Genomic DNA, 21,639 nt, shown 5'->3' on the forward strand with positions numbered 1-21,639 from the left:
TCTGGAACACGGCCAAAGGAAGCATCGCCAACATCCAGCGCGACACCCCCGAACAAACATACGACGCGTTCCTTGACTACATCAACAGCCGCACCTTCGACTACGACTTCGAACACCTACCAACAACGCCCCCCGACAACGATCTTGTTTAAAGCCGGCCATAATTCCATTCTAGATGAGTGAGCCCAAGAGGGCGGGAGTCCGCGGCGACACCGGGTGCCGCCGCCACCTCCCTGTTCTTCGACCATGTCATTGGCGCAATACGGTGGCCGAAGAATAATACGGCGGTCGAGCGTCAGAGCCGGGGCCGGGTCGACATGGCCCCAGCATCCCCCAGCCGGACCCGGACCCGGCCCCTCACTCGGTGAAACGCGCCTCGGGCAGACGAATTGTCGCGCGTCGGACTTGGTGGCGGGGCAGTTGTGCGGGTCCTGGATGAGAATCCAGGCACGGGCAGACCACCATCGATCCTGGCGGAGAAGAAGATCCGGATCGTGCTTACTGGGCCCTGCACCGACCTCGAGGCGATCGGTCAAGGATGAGGGTGTCTGGGCTCCTGGGGTTATGCCGGCCCGTCGAGATGCGTGAGCGCACGTGGCGACGCCGTCGGGTCACGATCCACCAGTTCTCCAAGCGTTTGCGGAAGTACGGTATCCGCGCTTCAGTGGGTCGGACCGGTGTGTGTTGGGACAATGCCCGGGCCGAATCGTTCAACGCCACGCTGAAGAACGAACGGATACACCGCATGGTGTACCCCACACGAGAGCACGCCATCAAGAATGTCACGTCCTGGATAGAGCGGACATACAATCACAAACGGCTTCACTCAGGGCTCGGCTATCGCACCCCGAACGAAGTTGAACGCGAACTATTGAGCTGCGAAATCGCAGCATGACACACAAAACACACACAGTCCGAAAAACACCCAGCACTCCAGTCTCGACGACTCCCCAATTTCCTTGGCCCCGGCCAATTCTTAGTGGGGCGCTGGACGTGGAGGCAGTACAGTCAGCGCCCGATGTGCGGCAGGCCGTCGCCCTCGTTCTCGCTGCCGCGCCGGGCCCAGCGCCGGATCCACCAGTGGCTCACCAGACCCACCCCCAGCGACAGGCCCGCACCACCACCCATGACCACCCACCAGGGGACGGTCGACCCGAAGAAGAGCGCGTAGTCGCGCCCCACGCTCCGGGTGGGGTCCCACCCGAACCACACCTGCAGGAAGATCGTCACCGGAAGGCCCACCACAGTTAGGGCCGCCAGGGCCGTCTCCATCATGCGCGAGGACTCCTGCCGACGTCGTTCAATAGCCTGCCGACGTCGTTCAATGACCTCCCGGCGTCGCTCAATCTCCCGGCGCTCCACCTCCACTCGGTGCTCCTCGCGGTCCAGCAGGGTCTGCATGGCCTCCCGCAGCAGCCGCGCCTGCTCCACGACCTGTGCCACGGCGTCGTCGAGCCGACTGGCCTCCATCATCCAGGTGAGGACGTAGTCGGCCCGCTGATGGGAGGAGACGTCCGTCCACCACTCGGAGACCATAAAGGACACCGCGTCGCTGTCGAGTGCGATTGCGGAGTCGATGAGCCTGTTGAGCCGATCCACGGGGGGAGCGCCACGGGATGCCTGCCGCAGCAGGTCCCGCAGCTCGGTGGCCGCCCGGGCAAGGTCCTGCGAGAGCGAGCGCACGCGCAGGTGGTCCAGGACTATCAGAAGGCACACGTCCAGGTCCACCGAGCAGGCACGCAGCCTGGCCTCGTTGAGGAACTCGTCCTCCTGACGTGACAGGTAGGCGATGCTCCGCTCACTGACCGTCATGGCCCAGCTCTGGGACAGGGCATGCGTGCGGCGCTCCTGGTCCTCGTACATCTCGCCGTTCAGCTCGACGCCGCCCTGCAGCGGGTGCTCCGTCCGCTGCCAGCCCGCAGAGGTCAGCAGGGCGGTATCCGTCCCCTTGCTGGCCCTCTCTCGCAGGCGACCCAGGTGCTCCGCGGAGACGGGAACCCCCAGGCGTGCGCTCATCTCCTGAGCCGTCTCGTGAGGCCGAGGCTCCCACCAGGAGCTGACGCTGCGCGGGACCCAGGTGATCGTCAGCAGCGGCGGTGCGACCCAGCCGGCACGGCCGGCCCTGTCAGAGCCCAGAACCACGCGATGCGGACCGCACACGTCCGAATCCGACAGGATCGTGCTGATCGCCTCCCCCACCTGCGACAGGGCGCCGTGGCGCACCACCGTGGCGTGGAGGCGCCCGTAGTCCGGGCGAGGCACGATCGCGTGCACCACGAGAACCACCGTGCACGGCCCGTCCCCCGCGCCCGAAACCCTCAGCACCTCCAGCGCGCCGATCTGGAGGACCGGCCCGCAGCCGGCCCCGGGAGCACCCGGCGTGCCGGGGTCCGGATAGTCCGCCAGCTCTAGCAGGAGAAGGGATCGCCGGTTCCCGACGTCGAGAAGACGATCAGCGACCTCAGGATGGAAGTACGCGCGCCGCCAGAAGGTCGAGGAGCGCAGCGTGTTCCCGTAGGCACTGCGTGTGCGCAGGTTGAGGGCGCCCGGCTTCCACCTGGCGAAGGTCGCCTCCCAGCCGTCGGGGACCTCCGCCCACCACAGGGTGATCAGGCGCATCTCGTCGGGGTCGCGCAGGTGGATAAAGCCAGTGCCCTTCAAGGCAGGCGGTGAGGCGGACTCCGATGGCGGGGCGGACTCGGGTGGTGAGGCGGGTTCAGGCGGTGGAGTGGGTTCAGGCGATGAAACAGGGTCTGCCGGTGCCTCGTCAGTCACGGACGTCCCATTCTCCTCGCCCGACGCCGTCGACAGGCCTCTCGTCCTGTCCGACGCCGTCGACGGGCCTCTCGTCCTGTCCGACGCCGTCGGTGGGCCTCCCCTCCTGCCCCGCGTCGGTCGTGGGCCGACTCCCGGCGCAGGCCAGGCGTCGGGCGCCGACGACCTGCCCGGCGTCGTCGCGCACAAGGTCGTCCGGCCACACGAGGTCGGCCCGCTCGGGGTAGCGCTGCGCCACGACGCGGCTGGTCACATACAGGGTCCCTTCCCGTGGCGCTGGCAGGGGCGGGTCGATCCCGAGCAGCTGGTCACCGACGACCAGCGGCACCTCGTGCACCTGCTGCGGATCCTCAGGGTCCTTCAGGCGCAGTGAGCGGAGCTCGCCGTCCCCCAGGAGCAGGCGTGGCACACGGCCGGCGGCCGGGACGCGCAGGCACTGGCCCTGAGCATACTGGAGGACCACCTCATGGGGCGTGAGGTTGACGAGGGTGAGGGGCTGGTCCTCTGATGGGGTCATGGGTAGATCTTTCTCTGGGTCTGTGCGGCTCCGGATTGGAGGGTGTTGATCTCGCCTCTGAGCCCGGTCAGCCGGTCGTGCCAGTCGGAGTGGGCAATATCCGGGTGGGCACTGTGCACTGTCTCCACGGTCCGCAGGACCAGCTGTGGATACGTGGTTGCCTCGTCTAGGTGGCACTTTCTCAGGACGGAGCGCGTTGCGTCCGCGAGCCCGCTCGCGCCGTGGTTGACCGGGGTCTCGTTGCGGATCGCGTAGACGAGCCTCAGCAGGTCTGCAGCCTCTAGGTCGGCGACGGCGACGCCGCCGGCCACGTCCTTGATGCTCCCCCTCATGGCCATGATCGTGGCTGCGGTGACCGTGACCCCTTGCTGCTTCTGGGCGTCGGAGGGCCGCGCGGGTCGGACGAGCTCACCGGCGATGGTCGCCAGTCGAACCTCGGCGTCGGGAGGCACTCCGTCGTGGATCGCGGCCGCGATCGCCTCAAGAACGGACAGGACCACAGGGGCGTCCTGATCGAGGTTGAGGGAGTTGACAATGTCCACCAGTTCGTCGGCCAGGCTACTGGCGCGGGCGGCCAGGGCCTTCATCTCCGGGCCGCCCAGGTTCAGCAGGCGCTCGACCGTCAGCAGGTCCAGGTGGTCCAGGCAGTGGGAGGCCGCCTCCAGAAGGGCGTCCCGCACGTCCCGGTCAAGGCCGAACTGGTGGAACTGAAAGTGCTCCGCCCCGGTGGGGAAGTCCTTGACCGAGGACAGGAGGAACACGGGCACCCCGTGCCCGGCGCCGTAGGCCTGGGCGGCCTGGAGCAGGGCGATGACTGCGCCCTTCTGCCCAGTCGTCCCGACGGTAATCGCTCGAAGGCGCGGGTTCCTGCTCTCAAGCCAGCCGAGCGCGTCGTCTCGCAGCGCCGTCATAGTGCGCTGGATATCGTTGGAGCCAACACCCGACTCCGTCATGGAGGTGCTGTATCCGCACGTCTCGGCGTCGCCCAGGTCCCAGTCGCTGCTTCGTGAGGGCCAGTCCTGGGTCCCATCACCTCCGTGCCGAAGACCCTGACAGAGCGAGCGTGCCGCATTATGCGTATCCGGCGAGTACGCGGTCAGGACACTCAGCCTCAGTGGTCCACTGGCGCTGCAGGCCTCACGCAGCTCGTCTGCGGGAGGCTGCGCGAGAAGGTTGACCGCCAAGGGAGCGCGGGGCTTTGAAGGGTTGGAGCTACCCGGCCGCGAACGGTTCCCATCCAGGCCCTGCGCAATCAAGAGGCAGACATCCGGTCCGGGCCAGGAGAGCCAGTCCGGAATCCGGCAGCCGAGCGCCTCCTGCACCTGATCATGAAGCTCCCGCGGACCGCCGGCACCACGACCCGAGGCGAGCCTGTGGGTGGCCTGTACTCCCGGGTCCTTAAGGTGCGCGTGGCGAATCAACCAGTCCTCAGGAGCAGGGCGAGGCTCATCCAGCTTCTTAGCCTTCTCCAGGACCCTCCCGAGCTGATTCTTGCCGTTCTTGGTCAGGTCCTTGTGGTCGGGCGTGGTCCTGTGGAGGTCCAGGTAGTTCGCGACGAGCCACATTCTTAAGGTCATGCCCGCGGCGAGGTCGCCGCGGCTCACGTCGGCGGCGAGCAGCGTGGAGACGTCGGCGACGGATGCGGCTCGGTGTTGCGGGTCCTCACCCAGTGCCCGACGAATCGCGGCGGCAGCGTTGCGCACTACGCAGTCAACCGGCTCGTTCCTGGCGTCCTTGACGGCCTCCAGGACAGTGGGCAGTCCCAGGCCCATGAGCCATCCGCTGATCGGGTCGCCCTCCAGGGACATATCGAGAACGGGCGGGACCGGGTGGGCCCGGCGGGGGTCGGGCGAGGCCGGTGAGCCGGAGGCCTGTGAGTCCGACGCCGGTGCACGGTCGATGAGGATGACGGACCAGCTGTCGGGGTGGGTCGTCGCGGCGACCGCTGCTACGGTCACGGTCACACTCGTCGCCCCGCCGCCCAGCGGAACGACGACGTGGCCGGTGTGCTCCCCGATCACGCCGTCAAGCTGCGCATAGTTCGACTCCTCCAGGAGGTCGGGCAGAACGCACGCGTCGTGGACTGTCACCGTGACACCGCTGACACCGCTGTGCGCCCGGCTTTGCAGGGCGAGCCTCAGTGCACGAGTCAGTGCCTCAGCCAGGTCCGCGGTTGGCGTGCTTCCCTTCTCGACGCCGACGATGACGACCTCAATACCCTCAGACTCCTTCTTCCCGCCCCTTCCCTGAGCCGCTGCCATGTGGTGCTCCACGGCTGCGAGCTCGCGGGCAAGCGGCGCCCGGAGACCAGCAGTGGCCTGGCAACCGTCCGGCACAGGAGTCGTGTACGCCAGGTCGAGGATCAGGCGGTGCGCAGCCTCCGGATCGTCGCCGGCCGTCAACTCGCCGCAGCGTGCGCGGGCGGCATCCGCCACCGCGTCCGCCTTCTGCGTAAAACCCAGGTCGGCGTTACCGGCAACGTGCACAAGAAGTGTCATGACATATCTTCCAGCCCCGGAAGATCATATTTTGGATCAAGCTGGACAGGGTTCCCCCCGTGTCCACCTTCTCTCCTGCCGCTCCAGACATCCACTCGATTTTTTTCGCGATTCTTGAACCACGTGATGATTGGCGATATCTCGTTACCCCCAACCCTTCTGAACTCGTCAGGATAGGACACGTTGTCATCAGGGCCCCCGCGACGCCTCTGAAAATCGTCCCACCCGTAGCATGACCGCCTGAAGAGGCGAACCGCCTCGTTCTCCTCGAACCCGTCAGGAAGCCAGTCGAACAGATTGTCCGCGCGATTCCGCCCCTCCTCCCCCTCCAAGGTCAGTGGGCGCTCTCCCAGCGGAAGACCAAGACACCTCGTGAGCTTCCGGTACCTCTGAGCGATTCCATCTCCACGAGCGTAGACGATCGACACGGCCCTGACCTCAATGGCGCCCATTCCCCATGGCTTCCCGTAGCCTATTCTGTGCAGCCCCATGGCGCCCGACGCTTTTTCGGCCGCCGATCTTGGTGCGAGCCTCTCCGGGGTCAGCAGCCACAGGAGAACGCACAGCTCTCCGATAGCCAATCCTTCGTATTGGATGGTCGTGCGAAATCTAGCCCCTGGCGCAAGGTACGACCCTACACGCGGCTGACTGTCATTAACGTCAATGTTCGCGCCATCAAGGGAGACGCCCCTTGACAGTGCCTGATCACCCAGTCTCACGCGGTGCACGGGGTACACCTTGCGGATGAGCCGTTGTCCTGCACCGTACGCCTGCCCTCGTGTCAGGGCCTCATAGTTTCCTGTGGTCCCTTGTTGCAGACGAATATATGGGGTGCCCGTGGACGGCTTTGGGCCCCCGACGAGAGGAAGCGCCCATAGACCCTTCTGCAACGGGTCGCGGGCACCGTCAGGGCGGTCGGTAACTGGTTCGACACGAGAGATCCGAATCCGTCCCCTGGCAGCCGGCTGACTGCTGTCATCGTCGCGCGCAGGAGCAACATACCCCCACATCCGCTCAGCCGGAGACATCGTGGCGCCGTCTCCCGCAGGCTTCACCTGAGCGTCCTCAGCGAGGCTGCCCGGGGAGACCCGGCTTGCCCGTCGCCCCACCTGAGCCGGGTGGAGGCCGGTCACTCGACCCTTCTCAATGGATGCGAACAACGGAATGCCCAGGCCGTCGATTCCGGAGCCGGCCCACTTCTCCAGTAGGTCCAGGATGTCGCTTCTGACAATTGTCACGTCGTGAAGGTCTGGTCGGGGCATGTCGCCCCAGAGCGAGTCGATCAGCTCCTCAACCAACCGATTGTTGGGGCTCAGGCTCGTACGGCCCTGCGCAGCCATCCGGTCTCCGTCGGTCGCGTGTGATCTGTGCTCGCGCAGAGCGAGGGCCCTCACGTTCGAGAGGTAGTCGAACAGGACCTCCACAAGCGAGTCAATCGCGGGACAGGAACCCGCCTGCTCCTCAAGAGCTATGTCGATCTCCTGACCCGGGCGATTGAAGAACACGAACTCGTTGTATTTTGTTTCGACCAGCGAGGAGGCGTGAGAAGTCGCGACGCGCACCACGTAACCGGTGAACGTCTTCAAGTCGTCATCATTGTCGTTTGTCTTGCTGTCGGCGACATGGAGCACGCCACCCGCGCTATCGAAGATGCGCCTCACAACATACCGGTAGTGATCCCTGTAGAAACCCTCTCTCCGCGCCTCAAAGGTCACCCTCCTCCCGTGAGGAAGACGCTTCCGATATGTCTCGAGCCTCTTGCTCGCCGCATGAGGGTCTCCCTCGGAGTCCTCTTCTTTTGCTGCCCCGGTGTACACGCAGGCGCCGCCATCATTCAGGAACCTGACTGCGGACCCGAGATCGTCAGGAAAGACGGCCGCGCATGCGACCTTAGGAGGATTCCTCCATCCATCGTTTCCGAGCCCAACCCGGGGACGGTCATTGTCTCCGAGCATGACTCGCACATGCCACTTCCGCCGCTTACCCTCGCCGTTCCCGCCCTCATCCTCGTCGAGCCTCAGGAAGACCGGATAGAGGCCTGTCGCCTCCTCGGCAGTCCGGCGGCTGGTCACGACATGGCTGTGATCACCAAAAACCCGGAGACGAGACATGGTGACGGCCTCGTACGCCGAGGAGAGCATGCCCTTGAGCGAGGATACTGGGATCGTGGCATCCTCCCAGCTCTGCGCCCCTTGAGGATCACCAGACAGGGAAGGGACAACCAGCAGGCCCTTGCGTGGTTCCTCCTGAATCTGATGCGCGGGCAGTGTAGGGCTCTTGACGGTGATCTCCACCTCGATCTCCCCGGACTGGCTGTAGGTGGTGAAACGGTCGTGCCCCCGCATCCTCCCGTCCCCATAGAACCCGCGAGCCTTCCTGTCCTCCTCCGCCTCGGAGGCCGCTCGCGGATCACGCTCCGCCGGCAGACCGTTGTACGCGTGGTGCCAGGTCATCTCAGGCATCTCAGCCCCACCTTCCTGTGAAGAGCTCGTCGGCGAAGACGGTGTTGCCGAAGCGCGGTTCCTCAATGAAGACCTCGAGGCTGGTCATGCGCTGGGCCGGTCCCTTGCGCCCGGCGCCCTGGTGCTGGAGGTAGGAGTTCGTGCGCCACCAGCAAGGCTCACCGGGCGCTTGTGGCCCACCGTCCACATACAGGCGGATCTGGGCGCTGCCCGATCCGTTGAGCCAGCGGACCTCATGCGCCGCGACGCCGTCGTCCCCCGTGGTATCCCCGCCCCCGGCGCCGGACAGCGGCCGCCACAACCGCAGCTCGTAGACCGTGCCCACCTCGATCGAGGAGCCACCGGACTCGGTCAGCGTCTCGGCGTCGGCCCGGCTCACCACCTTCGAGCCGCGCGTCGTCTCCGCCAGTCCCGTCCAGTCCCCGCCCGGCAGGGCCTCCAGGACCCCCTTCAAGGTGGCGTCCCCGTCCGTCTGACAGGTCCAGGTCCCCTCGCTCAGGGCCGGCAGGTCCTTGCCCAGGTCACGGGCGACCTCCTGCCCGGTCCTCGGCTCCCTCGCCTGGGCGCTCATTGTGCCTCCCGGTGCGTCGTGGTCTCATCCAGGTAGTCGGCCCACTCGCCGCCGCCATCGGAGGCGATCGCCTCATTGAGTGTGCGCAGCTGCGTCAGCAGGTCGCGGGCGATCTGCCGGCCGCCCTTCAGGCCGGGCGCGCTGGCCCCCAGCCGCCACGGCGCCCCAATGAGATCGGCAGGACCGTTGACGGTCACTTTCTTGACCTCGACCGCCCCCATGCCCCGCGTCCCCCGGCTGCCCAACGGCAGGGTGCCCGTCGCCAGCTCGGCGACTACCAGGCCCAGCAGGCACAGGGCGGCGCGACGGCGATTGAGCGCATCTGCCGCTTTACCGGCGGCCGCAGCGCCGGCGTCCCCCGCGATCCGGTGCAGGTCCACCTTCAGCACCAGGGCGTTCCAGCTGGCGTCCACCGCCGTCTCGGAGTACAGGCCGCCGTCGATCACCCCGCCGGTCCACCGGTCGATCGCGTTGTGCATGCGCCGGAAGGACCCCCGCTCCCTGCTGGCCGTGGTCTCCCGCACGCTCACGGCGCCGCGGCGCTCGGTGGACCCGAAGAGCTCGCGCACGAGCCACGGGTCCTGGGCGAGCTGGTCGTGGACGCCCGTGCACGACCAGTCCCGGACCTCCTCGGGAAGACGGCCCTCCACACCGAGGATGGTCCGCGCGATGCGGCTCGCCCGCGTGCGCAGGGCCCCGCGCACGCTCGAGCCGGGCAGCACCATGGCTCCCGGGTCCTCAGGGTCCGTGTCCCTCCGGGAGCGCTCCCTGAGGGGTTTGGTCGGGATGGTCTCATCATTCCCGCGCTCGTGGGCGTTGCGCGGTCTGGCCACGAGGATGCCGGTGGGGCTCGACCAGTCAATGGTCACGGTCACGACCCGCGGCCCGGGCGGATCGACCACGTCGACCACGACGTCCCGGTCACTGTCCTCCAGGAAGGCGAGCAGCCCGGCGGGCCCGTCCAGGACGTCGCGTCTCACGTGCACGCCTGTAGCCGGTTCCTGGAGGCTCACGCGCCCCCACCCGGCGTTCTGGCGGCCGCCCAGGCTCACGCGACCTGCTCGCAGCAGTCCCACGAGCTGGCCCAGGAGCCGCTCGAAGGCGGCCCGGTCGGCCTCGTCGTCGACGGAGCCCACGGAGCCCACCTGGCCGGTCAGCCGCAGGTGCAGGTCCTCACCCGACGGGATGATCTCGTGCTCGAACAGGGCCGTGTCGCCGGCCGTGCCCCAGTAGCGGTCCACGGCGATGCCCGTGCGGTCCGCCGTCCGCGCGTCGGTGAGGTCAATGGCGTGGACCGTCAGGGCGGCGGCCCGGTCCTGGTCCCCCCACAGGGCGCGTACCGCCTTGTGGTCCTCGTCCCTCCCGTAGGCCTCCGTCCAGGCGGCGCGCAGTGCGCCCTTGACGCTTCGTCCGCTCAGGACCGGTCTGCCTGAGGCATCGTGGGCAAGGTCGCGCCGCTCGGTCTGGCGCTCGGGGGCGTCCTCGGCGTCGTCCGACGGCCTGGAGCGGTCCACGGTGTACTCCGCACCGCCGGAGTGCAGGGGTGAGTCCGTGCACAGAACCAGGTTGAGCTCGTAGCGGGTGATGCTCATTGTTCCTGCCCCTCACTGGTGAAGTCGGCCTGCCGGAGGCCCTGGGCTTCGAAAGTGCCCTTCTTCAGCTCCAGGAGGCGGTGCCCGACGACGATCCGCCCGTAGCCCTGCTCGCGCAGGTGCCCGATCCCCTCGCGCTGCGCCACGGCCAGGTAAGCCCGCAGCCGCCCCATCTGGGCGGGGTCCTGCGGGGCCACCCGCAGCGCGGTGCCGGCCTGGACGGCGATGCGGCTGGTGCGTGGCTGCTGGGCGGTCGCGGACCAGGTGTCCACGCGTCGGTGCCTGAGCCCGACGGCGTAGCGCAGATCCTCCGGCTCGGTGTCAGGATCGGGGACGAGCCGCAGCCTGGTGCCCGCACCCAGTGCTTCCAGCAGGGGCGCAACCCCGCCCGTGGCGCCCAGACCCGGTGAGCGCAGGAGGATGTCGGAGACGCACCAGATGGTCAGGGCCTCCTCCTGCTCCCCGCCCAAGTCGGGCTCCGGGACGTCCTCCACCGGGTCGAGTACGCAGTCGACCCGCCCGTACGTGCCCGACAGGCGCCTGGAGCCCAGTCGCGCCGGGATGGAGAGGATCTCCTCCCACTTCTGGCCGACGGCGTCGCGCAGCTCGGCGGACATGGTGACCTGCGCCTGGAGAACCACTCCGGCGGGCAGGGCCCGCACCATGAAGAGCTGACCCGCCTCCGCCGCCCCCGTGGTGGCGAAGATGGCGGTGGATTGGCGGCCGACGAGCGCCGGGGATCCCAGGTGGACGGTGGTGCCGGTATCGAAGAGGTATCCGCTGCGCACCGGGACGTGGACCTGCGTGGGCTCCTCGGAGCGCAGGCGGTTCCACAGGGTGATCTCACCACCGTCCTGGCCCGCCTGCTTCTCCCGGGACAGGACCAGTGGCACGGGCAGGCCCCGCACCCCGTCCACCACGGGGGTGGCGTCCGACAGGCGCAGGTGGCCGCGCACGACGGCGTCGCGCACCAGGGGGTTGTCGGGGAGGGCGCGGCGCAGTCGGGAGTGCACCCAGGGCAGCAGGACCGTGCCGCGCAGGAAGTCCAGGGAGCGCACCTCGTTGGAGTAAGGGACCTCGTAGGACACCAGGGGTGCGCGCAGGCTCATGGTCAGTCTGGCCGTGGCGGCCATGGTCGGTGCGGCCGTGGGGGCGCCGTCGGAGACGATGGCGGGGGCGGAGCGCGTGCGCTCGGGGACCTCGGGCGCGCGGACCGTGCCGTCCTCGCCCATGAGGGAGCGGACCTGCGTGGCGCACCAGGTCCGGTCCATGACGGTGTCGCCGTCGGTAACCACCGCGCGGCAGGCGCCGTCGCCGCTGGTGCGGTCCGAGCCGACGGCGCGCACCAGCTGGGCGGCCAGTGCCAGCAGGAGACGGGCGTCGCCGCGCTGGGCGGGGCTCCATGTGATGGGGCTGCGGTCCAGGCTCTCGGTGAGCAGGTCGATCCGGGCCTCACCGCTGCCCCGGCCGGCGCGCTCGAACAGTCGCAGGAAGTCCTCCTTGGCGGTGCCGGTCCTCTCGTCGATCGACACCCCGATGACGGTGTGGGTGGCGTCCTGCGTGGTGGCCTCCTCGGCCGCGGCGATGGGGGCGTCGGAGAAGGTAATGAGGCGAGGGTGGTCGGCGGTGCCGAACAGGGCCCTGGCCAGGTTCTGCCAGGCCGTGCCCTCAGGGCCGTCCAGGGCGCGGGCGGCGTTGAGGGCCTGCTCGCGCATAATGCCCGTGAGAATCGTGGCGCGCAGGACGGGCCGGCCGCTGGAGTCCTTCTCGACAACATTGTCCACTCCCCCGGCAATGCCCGCACCGGTCGCGGCACCCCAGTCGGTGTCCAGGGTGAGGCTCAGGGTCAGGGGTGCGGGAGTCACGAGTCCTTCTCCTCAAGGTAGGACGCGGGCAGCAGCTCGGAGAGCTCGATGAGGTCGAAGAGGTACTGGGGGTCACCGATCTCGTCGAGCAGCCTGTCCCCCAGGACGCGGCCGGCGTCGGCCCACTCGACCCGAATGGTCTCCTCCAGGTCCTCGCGCTCCTTGGTGCCCGGCCCTGCTGCGGCGCGCCTGGACAGCAGGGAGCGGATGCGGGCGGCACGGGTCTTGGGGAAGGCGGGGACGTCGTCGGCCATCATGCCGCGGAAGGCGACGGTGCGTCCGAGCATCTTCCCCCACACGGACCCTTGCAGTGAGCCCGTCTCCTGCGCACCGACGCCGGTGAGGCGGTAGGGGCGGGCGGTGAAGCTCGCGTAGCCGGCCAGGAGCTCGGCGGCGTCGGTGATCGTGGAGTCGAACAGGGCGTGGAAGGTGAGTGTGGAGCACTCCTTGCCCTGCGTCTTGCCGATCCCCTTGGCAGCCGAGACGAGCCGCTCAGACAGGGTGTAGGCCAGGTGGAAGGGGAAGGGGCGCGGGACGATCGCCGCACCGGCCGCCGCGGTCATGGGGCCCGGCTGCTCAGTGGTGGAGCGGGGGCCCAGGTAGCCCAGGAGGGGGTCCTCCCGGGTGCGCTGCTCGTAGGCCTTCAGGTAGGTCTCCATGAAGGGCAGGGCGTAGCGGCCCTCCGTCAGGACCGTCAGGTCGTCACCGCCCAGGAGGATGGGGACCACGGGGATAATGTCTGCGATTGGCCGCCCCGAGTTGTCGGCCCGCCACCACCGGGCGACTTTGGCCCAGGCGTGGAAGAAGGACTTCTTGACGGCCTCATCGAAGCGGGTGTTGATCTGTATGAGGAAGCGGCGCAGAGCCTCGGGGTGGTCAGGAGGGCAGCCGACCTGCTCTGTGAAGACCTGCGCAGGGATGCAGTCCTTGGAGCTCTGAAGGTCGCGCATAATGGCGCCGACCCCGTTGCCGTCAATGTGGACGACGGCGATGCGGGCCAGGTCAATGGGAACCCGCCCGGCGCCGGCGGGCTCGGCGTCCGGTTCCGGGGAGGCCTCGGCGGGTTCAGGATTCGGGGTCTCCTTGGCCGCGGCGGCCTCCGGGTCCGAGTCCGGCTCCGGGGCGGAGTCGAAGGCGTCCTCGAGGGCCTTGAGGCTATCCATCAGGAGGACGGGGGCGTCCTCCACCAGGTCCTGCAGGGCCTGGTCCTTCCGTGCCTCGCTCACGAGCCGGTCGCGCGCCAGGGCCGCACAGGCGCGCTTGACCTGGCTGGGCAGGGAATAGGTTTTCCCAGCCGGCGGCCTGGTACGCAGAAGGGTGGTGGGCGGCGCGGCGGGCAGGACGGAGTCGTCAGCGCGCTGGAGGTACGGGCGCTGGGAGAAGCGGGCCTCCGCCGGAGGCCGACTGAGGTTGTAGCGGCCGGCCAGGGAGTGGATCCTCCTCAGGTCGTCCTGGGTGACGGCGCGCCCGTGCTGGGAGCGCTGACCACCGGGGAGCTCCATAAAGACCCCAGTGACGTCCATGCCCGGGGCCAGGGCCGCGACCCGGCGGGTCACCGCGGAGATGAGCGTCCTGGCGTCCTCCTGCGTGTCAACCAGGAGAATGACCTTGCCGGACGACTCGGAGACCGGGGTGGTGCCGATGCCGTGGGCCTCGGCAAGCTCTGCGGTCCACGGGGCGAGCATGGTCAGCAGGTAGGAGCCGCCAATGTTCTCCTTCTGGCGCGGCGAGGAGAAGACGTAGCGCTGGTTTCCACTGGTCTCGAGCATGGTAAGGAACACAGCGACCTCGCAGGAACCTCGCAGGGAATCGGGGGATGCCACGAACTCTACCACCGGGTGCCCGTCGCGGACCATATACCATTTCTTGACCATTGCGTCGCCGGGCTCGATGTTGTAAAGGGGATTCAGCGGGAGCGACATCGCGCCCCGCCGCGGGCAACTGGCTGCCTCCGGTGCTGGCGCCTCGATGCGCCGCATCGCCACTTCCGTCCCGGGGCGCCTCGGTGCACCGCATCGCCACTTCCATCCCGGGCGGACCAAGGCGTCAGACCTCCTCGCACCCGCGATCCACGGAGCCCATGAGGCGCGCCAAAGCCCCATTTCACGCCTGCCACCCATGGCGCAGCCTGGCGTCCACCGAGCCCGACGGTCCGGCCCTTCAGGACTCCCCGGCGCCCGGCGCCACGACGTCAACCCCTAACGCCAGCGCAGCCTCGGTCAGTCGATGGTCGTAGGTCAGGACGGCATCGGCCTGAAGACGCAGCGCCGCTTCCAGGTGGATCGCGTCCAGGGTGCGCAGGTACAGCATCGGCAGGAGCGCGGCACCGCGGAGTGCCGCACGGTTGAGCGCTGCGAGCGAGACCCCGTCGAGAAGTCGAGTCACGTCCGCCTGGTCGAGCCCTTCCCTCACCGTGATGCGGCGCATCTCCGTCTCCAGGAGGTCGCTGGACACCAGGTCTGCTGGCGCACCATCCAGCCAGGCCAGCAGCGTCTCGGTCTCGGGCTGCTCGATCAGGAGCGCGGCCAGCGCGGACGTATCAACGTAGACGCGCGGTCCGTCAGTCACTGGCGTTCCCCACGCAGGTCATCAAGGACCTCAGAGACGCTGGAACCGGCGCCACGGCGGGAGACCCTCAGGGTGCTCCACCCGCCCACGCGCCTGGCTGGCCTGACGATGCGCAGTCCGGGAGGATCATGGTCAAGGGGCACGAGCCGCCCGACAGGGACTCCCGCGTTGGTAACGACAAAAGTCTCACCTGCCTCGACCGCGCGCAGGACCCGCCCTGACTCATTGCGCAGCTCCCTGTGGGACACGCGACGCTCCTCGGCCAGGACGTCGCCTGCCCGGGCCTGCCTCACCTCTCCCGCCGCACTCACACCTCGATCGTAGCGCGCACTACAGGCTCCGTGGCTCGCGCGAGAACGGCCCTCGTCCGCGCGGGCCGCGTTCTCTCTTAACCGTTGCGTCGCCGGGCTCGATCAGGCCCCGGCCGAGCGCCATCTCGGCCTCCACCGGTTGCCACACGGCGTCGGGGCCCTCCGGAGCGCAGACGTTGATCGCACAGAGGGATCGATGTAAACTGAACGCGTTCTAAAATGAACATGTTCAGGAGTGGTTGTGGGACGTCGTCATCGCACGGAGGCCGAGGTGCTGCGCCAGGCACGGCGCCTGTTCATCTCCAAGGGGTACGCCGGCGCCTCGGTGCGACACATCGCCGATGCGGCAGGCGTGTCCGTGGGGACGGTAGCCTCAATGGGGGGCAAGGACGCACTCTTCCTGAGGTGCATGGAAGAGCTCGCCACCGCCTCGGCCCTGACCGCGCTCGAGGCCCAGAGCGACCCCGACAGGGCGCTGCGCGACTTCGTGCGCGCCACGCCGGGTCTCACCGAGGCGGGGACGCAGCTCTCACGCGACTACCTGCGTGCACTCCTCCAGGTCGGGCCCAAGACCGGCGGGGCCGCGCACCGTGGGACGGTCGTGGCACGACTCACCCTGTGCTGGTCCCAGGTCCTGGGCCTGGAGCCGGACGCCCCGGAGGCGGCGGCACGTGCGCACGCCTTCTACGCCTGTCTCATCGGCTGCGTCTTCGCCGTCGTCACGGGCCAGCTCGATCGGGCCGACGCCATCAAGGTGGTAGAAGGGCTCCTGCCGGCCCCGGCACCACAGGGCAGCCGATGACTTACGTCCTCGTGGCGCTGGGGTCGATGGGAGACGTGCGTCCCCAGCTCGCCCTGGCCCGGGCCCTCCAGGACCAGGGCGCCGAGGCACTCGTCGTCGGCCTGGATGACTACGCGGACACCTGCAAGGAGGCGGACGTCCCCTTCACCCCGATGCGGGTCCACACGATGGAGCCGATCCGCTCTCCGGTCCTCGCCCGGGTCGCCGCAGGGAACCAGACGGTCGGCGCCGTCATTGTCAGGCGGTGGCTCGCAGCGAACGCGGAGCGCATCGCAGCCGTGCTGGACGACGTCGTGGCGCCTGGGGACGACGTCGTCTCCGGTCTCCTGTCACTGCCCGCCTGCCGGCTCCTCAGCGAGCATCGAGGCTGTGCGCTCGCCGAACTCATGCTCGCGCCCACGCTGCCAACCGCCTACGGCGCGAGCCTCGTGGGCGCACCTCATCCCGGGCGCAGCGCTGTCAACCGGCCGTACTCCTGGAGCCTGCGGCGCGCCGCCCTCAGTGTCGGCGCACCGATTGCGGCCGCACTGCGCCGCCGCCTGCCCTCAGGCCTACGCGGTACCGGGCGGACGAGGCCCCGGCACCGCACCCACGTCCTCCTCGGGTGCTCACGGCAGCTCGTGCCACCAGCCCCCGACTGGAAGCAGGACGTGGTCATCACCGGACACCTCCGGATGCCCGGGGCCGCCTTCTGGCAGCCGCCGCAGGACCTGACGCGCTTCCTCACCGACGGTGATCCACCGGTCTTCATCGGCTTCGGCTCCGTCCCGCTGCGCGACCCGGCGGGTGCCGTCGAGGAGCAGGCCCGCGCGGTCGCCCGTATCGGGCTGCGTGCGGTGCTCCAGCCGGCGCCCGGATTCACCGCCTGGGACGCGGGCTGGGGCGAGCACGTTCATGTGCTGCGGCGCGCCCCCCACGAGTGGCTCCTGCCCAGGACGACAGCGGCGATCCACCACGGCGGCGCAGGTACGACCCATGCGGCGCTTGCCGCCGGGGTGCCTCAGGGCGTCATCCCGTTCTCTCTTGACCAGCCCTACTTCGCGCGCCGGGTGGCGGCGCTCGGGCTGGGGCCGGGCGACCTGGATCTCACGGGGGCTCACGGCCAGGGCCTGGAGCGCCTTCTTCACGCCCTCACCGCGGGGCCCAAGACGGCGGGCTACCAGGGCAGGGCGCGCAGGTTCTCCGCCCTCATCGCCCAGGAGGACGGCGCCGCGCGGGCCGCCGACGTCCTGCTGGGAGGATGACCAGGCCTGGGCCGCGGCCTCGCGGCCGATCCCCGCCCAACGACTATGAGATCGTGCGATACCGTGCCCCCATGTCCCGCTCAGTCCGCTACACCCATGGTCACGGACCGGCGGCCCTGGCCAGTCACTCGCGACGCACGGCTGCGACCTCCTGCGCCTATCTCCTGCCGCACCTGCGCAGCGGCCTCAACCTGCTCGACGTCGGATGCGGCCCGGCCACCGTCACCGCTGACCTGGCGGGCCTCGTCGCGCCCGGGCGCGTCGTCGGGCTCGATGTGGCGTCCGCCGCCATCGAGGCGGCCCGCGCCACCCTCATCGAGCGCCACCTGACCGACGCGGTTGAACTGACCAGCGGAGACGTTCACGACCTGCCCTTTAAGGACAACAGCTTCGACGTGGTCCACGCCCACCAGCTCCTCCAGCACGTGGCCGATCCCGTGCACGCACTGGAGGAGATGCGCCGGGTGACCCGCCCGGGCGGGCTCGTAGCGGTGCGCGACTCGATCTACTCGGCGAAGGCGTGGTTCCCGCAGCCCGAGGGCCTGGAGATGTGGCGCCAGGTCTATCTGGCCGTGGCGCGCGCCAACGGCGGTGAGCCCGACGCCGGTTCCCGGCTGCTCTCCTGGTGCCTGGCCGCCGGCCTGACGCAGGTGGCGAGCTCGGCGTCGACCTGGTGCCTCGCCACCGCGGAGGACCGCGCCTGGTGGGCGCGGACGTGGGCCGAACGGACAGCCACAAGTCTCGGTCCCCAGGCGATAGCGCTGGGCCTGGCCGCCCAGGAGGACCTGGAGGCGATGACATCGGCCTGGCAGCAGTGGCAGGCCGCCGACGACGGCTGGTTCGTGGTCGTGCACGGCGAGGCCCTGGCCCGGGTCGAATAGCCTGGCGGCCCCGAAGAGTCACGGAACCCTCCGCACCCTCCGCCTCCGGTAGCCGGCGAGCGCGACCGTCAACGCCGGCGGCCAGGCCAGCATGGGTGCGTAGGCGAGAGCCAGGACCACCACCTGCGCTGGGCTCATCCCCGGCGTGGGCGTGAAGCCCTGCGCCCATCCCAGCCACCGCAGGGAGAAGAGGATCGTCACACCGTAGATAATGACATAGAGCAGGACATCTCCCACGCTCCCGACCACGATTGGCAGCCATCGGGGAATCGCCCTGCCGCCAATCCAGGGGAGCCAGCTCGGGAGGCGCTCGCTCCAGGAGCCGCAGAGCGCCAGGCACGCAGCGGCAGCACCGACCTGCAGAGCCTCCAGACCCAGCACGTAGGCGGTGCCGAAGGCACTCCCCCGATAGAGGTGGGCGAGCCGGAAGCCCGTGTCGACGCCGAGCAGCATGGCGACACGCCAGGCCGCCGAGGGCAGCGCGCACGCGAGGCACAGCCAGCAGGCCGCCCGGGCCCACCACTGCGGTGACTGGTCGGGCGGCGAGTGCGCAGGCATGCCCCCAGTGTGGCACCGGTCTGCGGCGAGCGGGCGGGGTAGCGGCCACGGGAGCATCCGCCCAGCCGGCCGGGAGCGCGCCGGCGCCGCGACCGGCGCCGGTGTCCACAGATAGGACTCCGGAAGCGACCCGGTCCGACGCCGCCACCCAAACTCGGGGAATCATGCGGTTCTCGGCAGTACCCCGGAAGACCAGCGCCCTCAATGCCAGTCCTGTGGACACCAGCACCTACCAGCGGTACCTACCAGCCCGGTCCCGGCCCGAGCAGGAACTCCCATTCGCGCCTGATGAGTCCCTCAACGACCTCGAACACGAGTCGGCCCGGCCCCAGTCCCGTCACTCCGCACGACTCCACCGCTCCTCACACATCTCGCCCGGCCCCTCAGACTCGCACATGCCTCGTGACAGCGGACTTCGGGACACTTCCGGCGCGTCTCATGACTCGGGTCGACGGCGGGCTGCGCCTGGTTCTTGACCTCTGAGCCCGAGCATCACCTGGACCAGTCATCCCAGGCCAGCAGCTCATGCCCCTTGGCGGAGGTCACCGTCCACGTACCCTCCATCTGGGGCGAGGTGCCGCAGCCCGGGGCGCCGCCACGTCCCTCAGAACAGCGCGGGCAGGGTGGCCTCCACGGTCTCGCGCAGTTCGGCCAGGTCGAACACGAGGGGGGCTTGGGTGAGCACGTCGGTGCCGGTGACCACGAGCAGGTCCCCACCGGTGGTGCCCACCCGGCGCCACGGCACGTCTTCCGCTTCGGCCGCCGCGGCCACGGCGGGCAGCGCCGCCTCGGGGACGGCCACCACGGCGCGGGCGCCGGTCTCGGAGAACAGGGCGGTGAAGTCGTCCACCTCCTCGGACTCGACGGCCCCCAGGTCAATGGAGGCGCCCACGCCAAAGCGCAGCACACAGTCCACCAGAGTCTGAATCAGGCCACCGGTCGAGCAGTCGTGGGCGGCGCGCACAATCCGGCTCCCATTGGGCCCGTCAGCCTGGCTCAAGGCGATGAGAACCCGGCCGAGCGCCATCTCGGCCTCCAGATCAACGGCCGGCGGCGTCCCGCCCAGGTGGTCGTGGACCACGCGCGCCCAGGCCGAGCCATCCAACTCCTCGCGGGTCTCGCCCAGGGCAATAATGGCCAGGCCCTCCTCGTGCCAGCCCGAGGGGTTGGCCCGGCGCACATCCTCCATGACGCCCAGCACCCCGACCACCGGGGTGGGGTTGATTGAGGAGTCGAGCAGGCCCTTAGCCGCCCCGTGGGAGTTGTACAGGGAGACATTCCCGCCGGTGACCGGCACGCCCATGGCCTTGCAGGCGTCGGCCAGGCCGGTAATGGCCTCCACCAGTTGCCACATGGCGTCCGGGTCCTCGGGGGAGCCGAAGTTGAGGCAGTCGGTGACCGCCAGCGGGCGGGCGCCCACGGTGCACACATTGCGGTAGGACTCCGCCAGGGCCTGGGCGGCGCCGGTGGCCGGATCCAGTTTGGTGAAGCGGCCGTTGGCGTCGGTGGAGATGGCAACTCCGCGGCAGGTCTCCTCATCGACGCGGATGACGCCGGCGTCGTCGGGCTGGGCCAGGGCGGTGCCCCCGCGCACGAAGCGGTCGTACTGGTCGGTGACCCAGGCCGTGGAGGCCTGATTGGGACTGGTGACCACGGCGCGCACCTGCTCGGTGAGTTCGGCGGCACTGCCGGGGCGCTCCAGGCGGTCGGTGGAATCGGCGTTGAGGGCGTCCTGCCAGGCGGGCCGGGCGTAGGGCCGGTTGTAGGTGGGGCCCTCGTGGGCCACGGTGCGCGGGTCGACGTCGACAATGCGCTCCCCGAAGTGGTCGATGGTCAGGCGCCCCGAGCCGTTGACCTCGCCGATGACGGCCGCCTCGACGTCCCACTTGTCAATGACCGCCATGAACTCCTCGAGCTTGTCGGGGGAGACGACGGCCATCATGCGCTCCTGGGACTCGCTCATGAGGATCTCACCAGCGGTGAGGGTGGGGTCGCGCAGCAGCACGTTCTCCAGGTCCACGTGCATGCCGCCGTCGCCGTTGGAGGCCAGCTCGGAGGTGGCGCAGGAGATGCCGGCCGCCCCGAGGTCCTGGATGCCGAGCACCAGGCCGGCGGCGAAGAGCTCCAGGCAGCACTCAATGAGGACCTTCTCCATGAAGGGGTCGCCCACCTGCACGGAGGGGCGCTTGGCGGGCATGCCGTCCTCGAAGGACTCGCTGGCCAGGATTGAGGCCCCACCAATGCCGTCCCCGCCGGTGCGCGCGCCGAAGAGGACCACCTTGTTGCCCGCGCCCGAGGCGTTGGCCAAATGAATGTCCTCGTGGCGCAGCACTCCCACGCACAGGGCGTTGACCAGGGGGTTCTCCTGGTAGGAGGAATCGAACTCGGTTTCACCACCAATATTGGGCAGGCCCAGGCAGTTGCCGTAGCCGCCCACGCCCGCCACCACGCCGTGGACGACGCGGGCGGTGTCGGGGTGGTCCACGGCGCCGAAGCGCAGCTGGTCCATGACGGCCACGGGCCGCGCCCCCATGGAGATAATGTCCCGCACAATCCCGCCCACGCCGGTGGCGGCCCCCTGGTAGGGCTCAACGAAACTGGGGTGGTTGTGGGATTCGACCTTGTAGGTCACCGCCCAGCCCTCCCCGATGTCGACCACGCCGGCGTTCTGGCCCATGCCGACCAGAAGGTGCTCGCGCATCTCCGGGGTGGTCTTCTCCCCGAATTGGCGCAGGTGGATCTTGGAGGACTTGTAGGAGCAGTGCTCGGACCACATGACCGAGTACATGGCCAACTCGGCGGCGGTGGGGCGGCGCCCCAGGAGGCGCTTAATGTCCTGGTACTCCTCGGCTTTGAGGCCCAGCTCCTTCCAGGGCATCTCGCGCTCGGGCGTGGCCGCGGCGTCGGCGACGGTGTCCGGGTGCTCGACGGGCATGGGCTGGGCGGTTGGCGCCATGAGTGCTCCTGACCGGGGATCGGGGTAGGCCAGCCTTGA

15 protein-coding genes and 1 pseudogene are annotated in these 21,639 nt (G+C 69.1%); 4 read left to right on the forward strand and 12 right to left on the reverse strand.

The genetic code is table 11. The features are described from left to right. Positions 1 to 652: 652 nt before the first annotated feature. Positions 653 to 895: pseudogene (locus EUC46_RS10085) on the forward strand (integrase core domain-containing protein); the annotation flags it as partial. Between the two features lie 113 nt (positions 896 to 1,008). Here the strand turns inward: EUC46_RS10085 and EUC46_RS10090 are convergent. The 10 genes from EUC46_RS10090 to EUC46_RS10135 all read right to left on the reverse strand — a co-directional run bounded on the left by EUC46_RS10090 (position 1,009) and on the right by EUC46_RS10135 (position 15,159). Continuing rightward, positions 1,009 to 2,661 carry a hypothetical protein gene (locus EUC46_RS10090; protein WP_128774037.1) on the reverse strand — a complete coding sequence of 551 codons (1,653 nt, stop codon included), beginning with the start codon at positions 2,659 to 2,661 and terminating at the stop codon, positions 1,009 to 1,011. Between the two features lie 106 nt (positions 2,662 to 2,767). Next, positions 2,768 to 3,292, reverse strand: coding sequence for a hypothetical protein (locus EUC46_RS12765; protein WP_206645962.1), 525 nt, complete (start codon positions 3,290 to 3,292; stop codon positions 2,768 to 2,770). Beyond that, the gene (locus tag EUC46_RS10100) at positions 3,289 to 5,790 is read right to left on the reverse strand and encodes a hypothetical protein (RefSeq protein WP_128774038.1); all 2,502 of its coding nucleotides are present in this window, start codon (positions 5,788 to 5,790) and stop codon (positions 3,289 to 3,291) included. Before EUC46_RS10100 ends, EUC46_RS12765 begins: the two co-directional genes overlap by 4 nt. Further along, positions 5,787 to 8,252, reverse strand: coding sequence for an RAMP superfamily CRISPR-associated protein (locus EUC46_RS10105; protein ID WP_128774039.1), 2,466 nt, complete (start codon positions 8,250 to 8,252; stop codon positions 5,787 to 5,789). The genes EUC46_RS10100 and EUC46_RS10105 overlap by 4 nt, the downstream gene beginning before the upstream one ends. Before the next feature lies 1 nt (position 8,253). After that, a complete protein-coding gene (locus EUC46_RS10110; RefSeq protein WP_128774040.1) occupies positions 8,254 to 8,823 on the reverse strand; it encodes a hypothetical protein in 570 nt (189 codons plus the stop codon). Continuing rightward, positions 8,820 to 10,415, reverse strand: a complete 1,596-nt coding sequence (locus tag EUC46_RS10115) for an RAMP superfamily CRISPR-associated protein (RefSeq protein WP_128774041.1) — start codon at positions 10,413 to 10,415, stop codon at positions 8,820 to 8,822. The genes EUC46_RS10110 and EUC46_RS10115 overlap by 4 nt, the downstream gene beginning before the upstream one ends. Further along, positions 10,412 to 12,280 carry an RAMP superfamily CRISPR-associated protein gene (locus EUC46_RS10120; RefSeq protein WP_128774042.1) on the reverse strand — a complete coding sequence of 623 codons (1,869 nt, stop codon included), beginning with the start codon at positions 12,278 to 12,280 and terminating at the stop codon, positions 10,412 to 10,414. The genes EUC46_RS10115 and EUC46_RS10120 overlap by 4 nt, the downstream gene beginning before the upstream one ends. After that, the gene (locus tag EUC46_RS10125; protein WP_128774043.1) at positions 12,277 to 14,049 is read right to left on the reverse strand and encodes a hypothetical protein; all 1,773 of its coding nucleotides are present in this window, start codon (positions 14,047 to 14,049) and stop codon (positions 12,277 to 12,279) included. The genes EUC46_RS10120 and EUC46_RS10125 overlap by 4 nt, the downstream gene beginning before the upstream one ends. A gap of 391 nt (positions 14,050 to 14,440) precedes the next feature. Beyond that, positions 14,441 to 14,848: a type II toxin-antitoxin system VapC family toxin gene (locus EUC46_RS10130; protein WP_128774044.1), complete on the reverse strand. Its 408-nt coding sequence runs from the start codon at positions 14,846 to 14,848 to the stop codon at positions 14,441 to 14,443. After that, a complete protein-coding gene (locus tag EUC46_RS10135; protein WP_206645963.1) occupies positions 14,845 to 15,159 on the reverse strand; it encodes a type II toxin-antitoxin system Phd/YefM family antitoxin in 315 nt (104 codons plus the stop codon). The genes EUC46_RS10130 and EUC46_RS10135 overlap by 4 nt, the downstream gene beginning before the upstream one ends. Before the next feature lie 241 nt (positions 15,160 to 15,400). Between EUC46_RS10135 and EUC46_RS10140 the strand changes: the two genes are divergently transcribed. The 3 genes from EUC46_RS10140 (at position 15,401) to EUC46_RS10150 (ending at position 18,086) form a co-directional block, all read left to right on the forward strand. Then, positions 15,401 to 15,961, forward strand: a complete 561-nt coding sequence (locus tag EUC46_RS10140; protein WP_206645964.1) for a TetR/AcrR family transcriptional regulator — start codon at positions 15,401 to 15,403, stop codon at positions 15,959 to 15,961. Then, positions 15,958 to 17,205, forward strand: coding sequence for a glycosyltransferase (locus tag EUC46_RS10145; RefSeq protein ID WP_128774046.1), 1,248 nt, complete (start codon positions 15,958 to 15,960; stop codon positions 17,203 to 17,205). Before EUC46_RS10140 ends, EUC46_RS10145 begins: the two co-directional genes overlap by 4 nt. A gap of 71 nt (positions 17,206 to 17,276) precedes the next feature. Next, positions 17,277 to 18,086 (forward strand): class I SAM-dependent methyltransferase, encoded by an 810-nt coding sequence (locus EUC46_RS10150; protein ID WP_128774047.1) that lies wholly within the window; start codon positions 17,277 to 17,279, stop codon positions 18,084 to 18,086. A gap of 18 nt (positions 18,087 to 18,104) precedes the next feature. Here the strand turns inward: EUC46_RS10150 and EUC46_RS10155 are convergent, their stop codons facing one another. Continuing rightward, entirely contained in the window at positions 18,105 to 18,644 is a 540-nt protein-coding gene (locus EUC46_RS10155) for a hypothetical protein (protein WP_241655524.1), read from the reverse strand. A 604-nt stretch (positions 18,645 to 19,248) separates the two neighbouring features. Further along, positions 19,249 to 21,600, reverse strand: coding sequence for a phosphoribosylformylglycinamidine synthase subunit PurL (purL, locus tag EUC46_RS10160; protein WP_128774048.1), 2,352 nt, complete (start codon positions 21,598 to 21,600; stop codon positions 19,249 to 19,251). Positions 21,601 to 21,639: the final 39 nt, after the last annotated feature.

Origin of the sequence: Actinomyces oricola (assembly GCF_004104015.1) — a bacterium.
Lineage (GTDB): Bacteria > Actinomycetota > Actinomycetes > Actinomycetales > Actinomycetaceae > Actinomyces > Actinomyces oricola.

Bases quoted from the DNA above. Each gene is read 5' to 3' on its own strand.
- EUC46_RS12765 (WP_206645962.1), bottom strand. From the start codon at position 3,292: ATGACCCCATCAGAGGACCAGCCCCTCACCCTCGTCAACCTCACGCCC.
- EUC46_RS10100 (WP_128774038.1), bottom strand. From the start codon at position 5,790: ATGACACTTCTTGTGCACGTTGCCGGTAACGCCGACCTGGGTTTTACG.
- EUC46_RS10105 (WP_128774039.1), bottom strand. From the start codon at position 8,252: ATGCCTGAGATGACCTGGCACCACGCGTACAACGGTCTGCCGGCGGAG.
- EUC46_RS10110 (WP_128774040.1), bottom strand. From the start codon at position 8,823: ATGAGCGCCCAGGCGAGGGAGCCGAGGACCGGGCAGGAGGTCGCCCGT.
- EUC46_RS10115 (WP_128774041.1), bottom strand. From the start codon at position 10,415: ATGAGCATCACCCGCTACGAGCTCAACCTGGTTCTGTGCACGGACTCA.
- EUC46_RS10125 (WP_128774043.1), bottom strand. From the start codon at position 14,049: ATGCTCGAGACCAGTGGAAACCAGCGCTACGTCTTCTCCTCGCCGCGC.
- EUC46_RS10145 (WP_128774046.1), top strand. From the start codon at position 15,958: ATGACTTACGTCCTCGTGGCGCTGGGGTCGATGGGAGACGTGCGTCCC.
- EUC46_RS10150 (WP_128774047.1), top strand. From the start codon at position 17,277: ATGTCCCGCTCAGTCCGCTACACCCATGGTCACGGACCGGCGGCCCTG.
- EUC46_RS10155 (WP_241655524.1), bottom strand. From the start codon at position 18,644: ATGCCTGCGCACTCGCCGCCCGACCAGTCACCGCAGTGGTGGGCCCGG.
- purL (WP_128774048.1), bottom strand. From the start codon at position 21,600: ATGGCGCCAACCGCCCAGCCCATGCCCGTCGAGCACCCGGACACCGTC.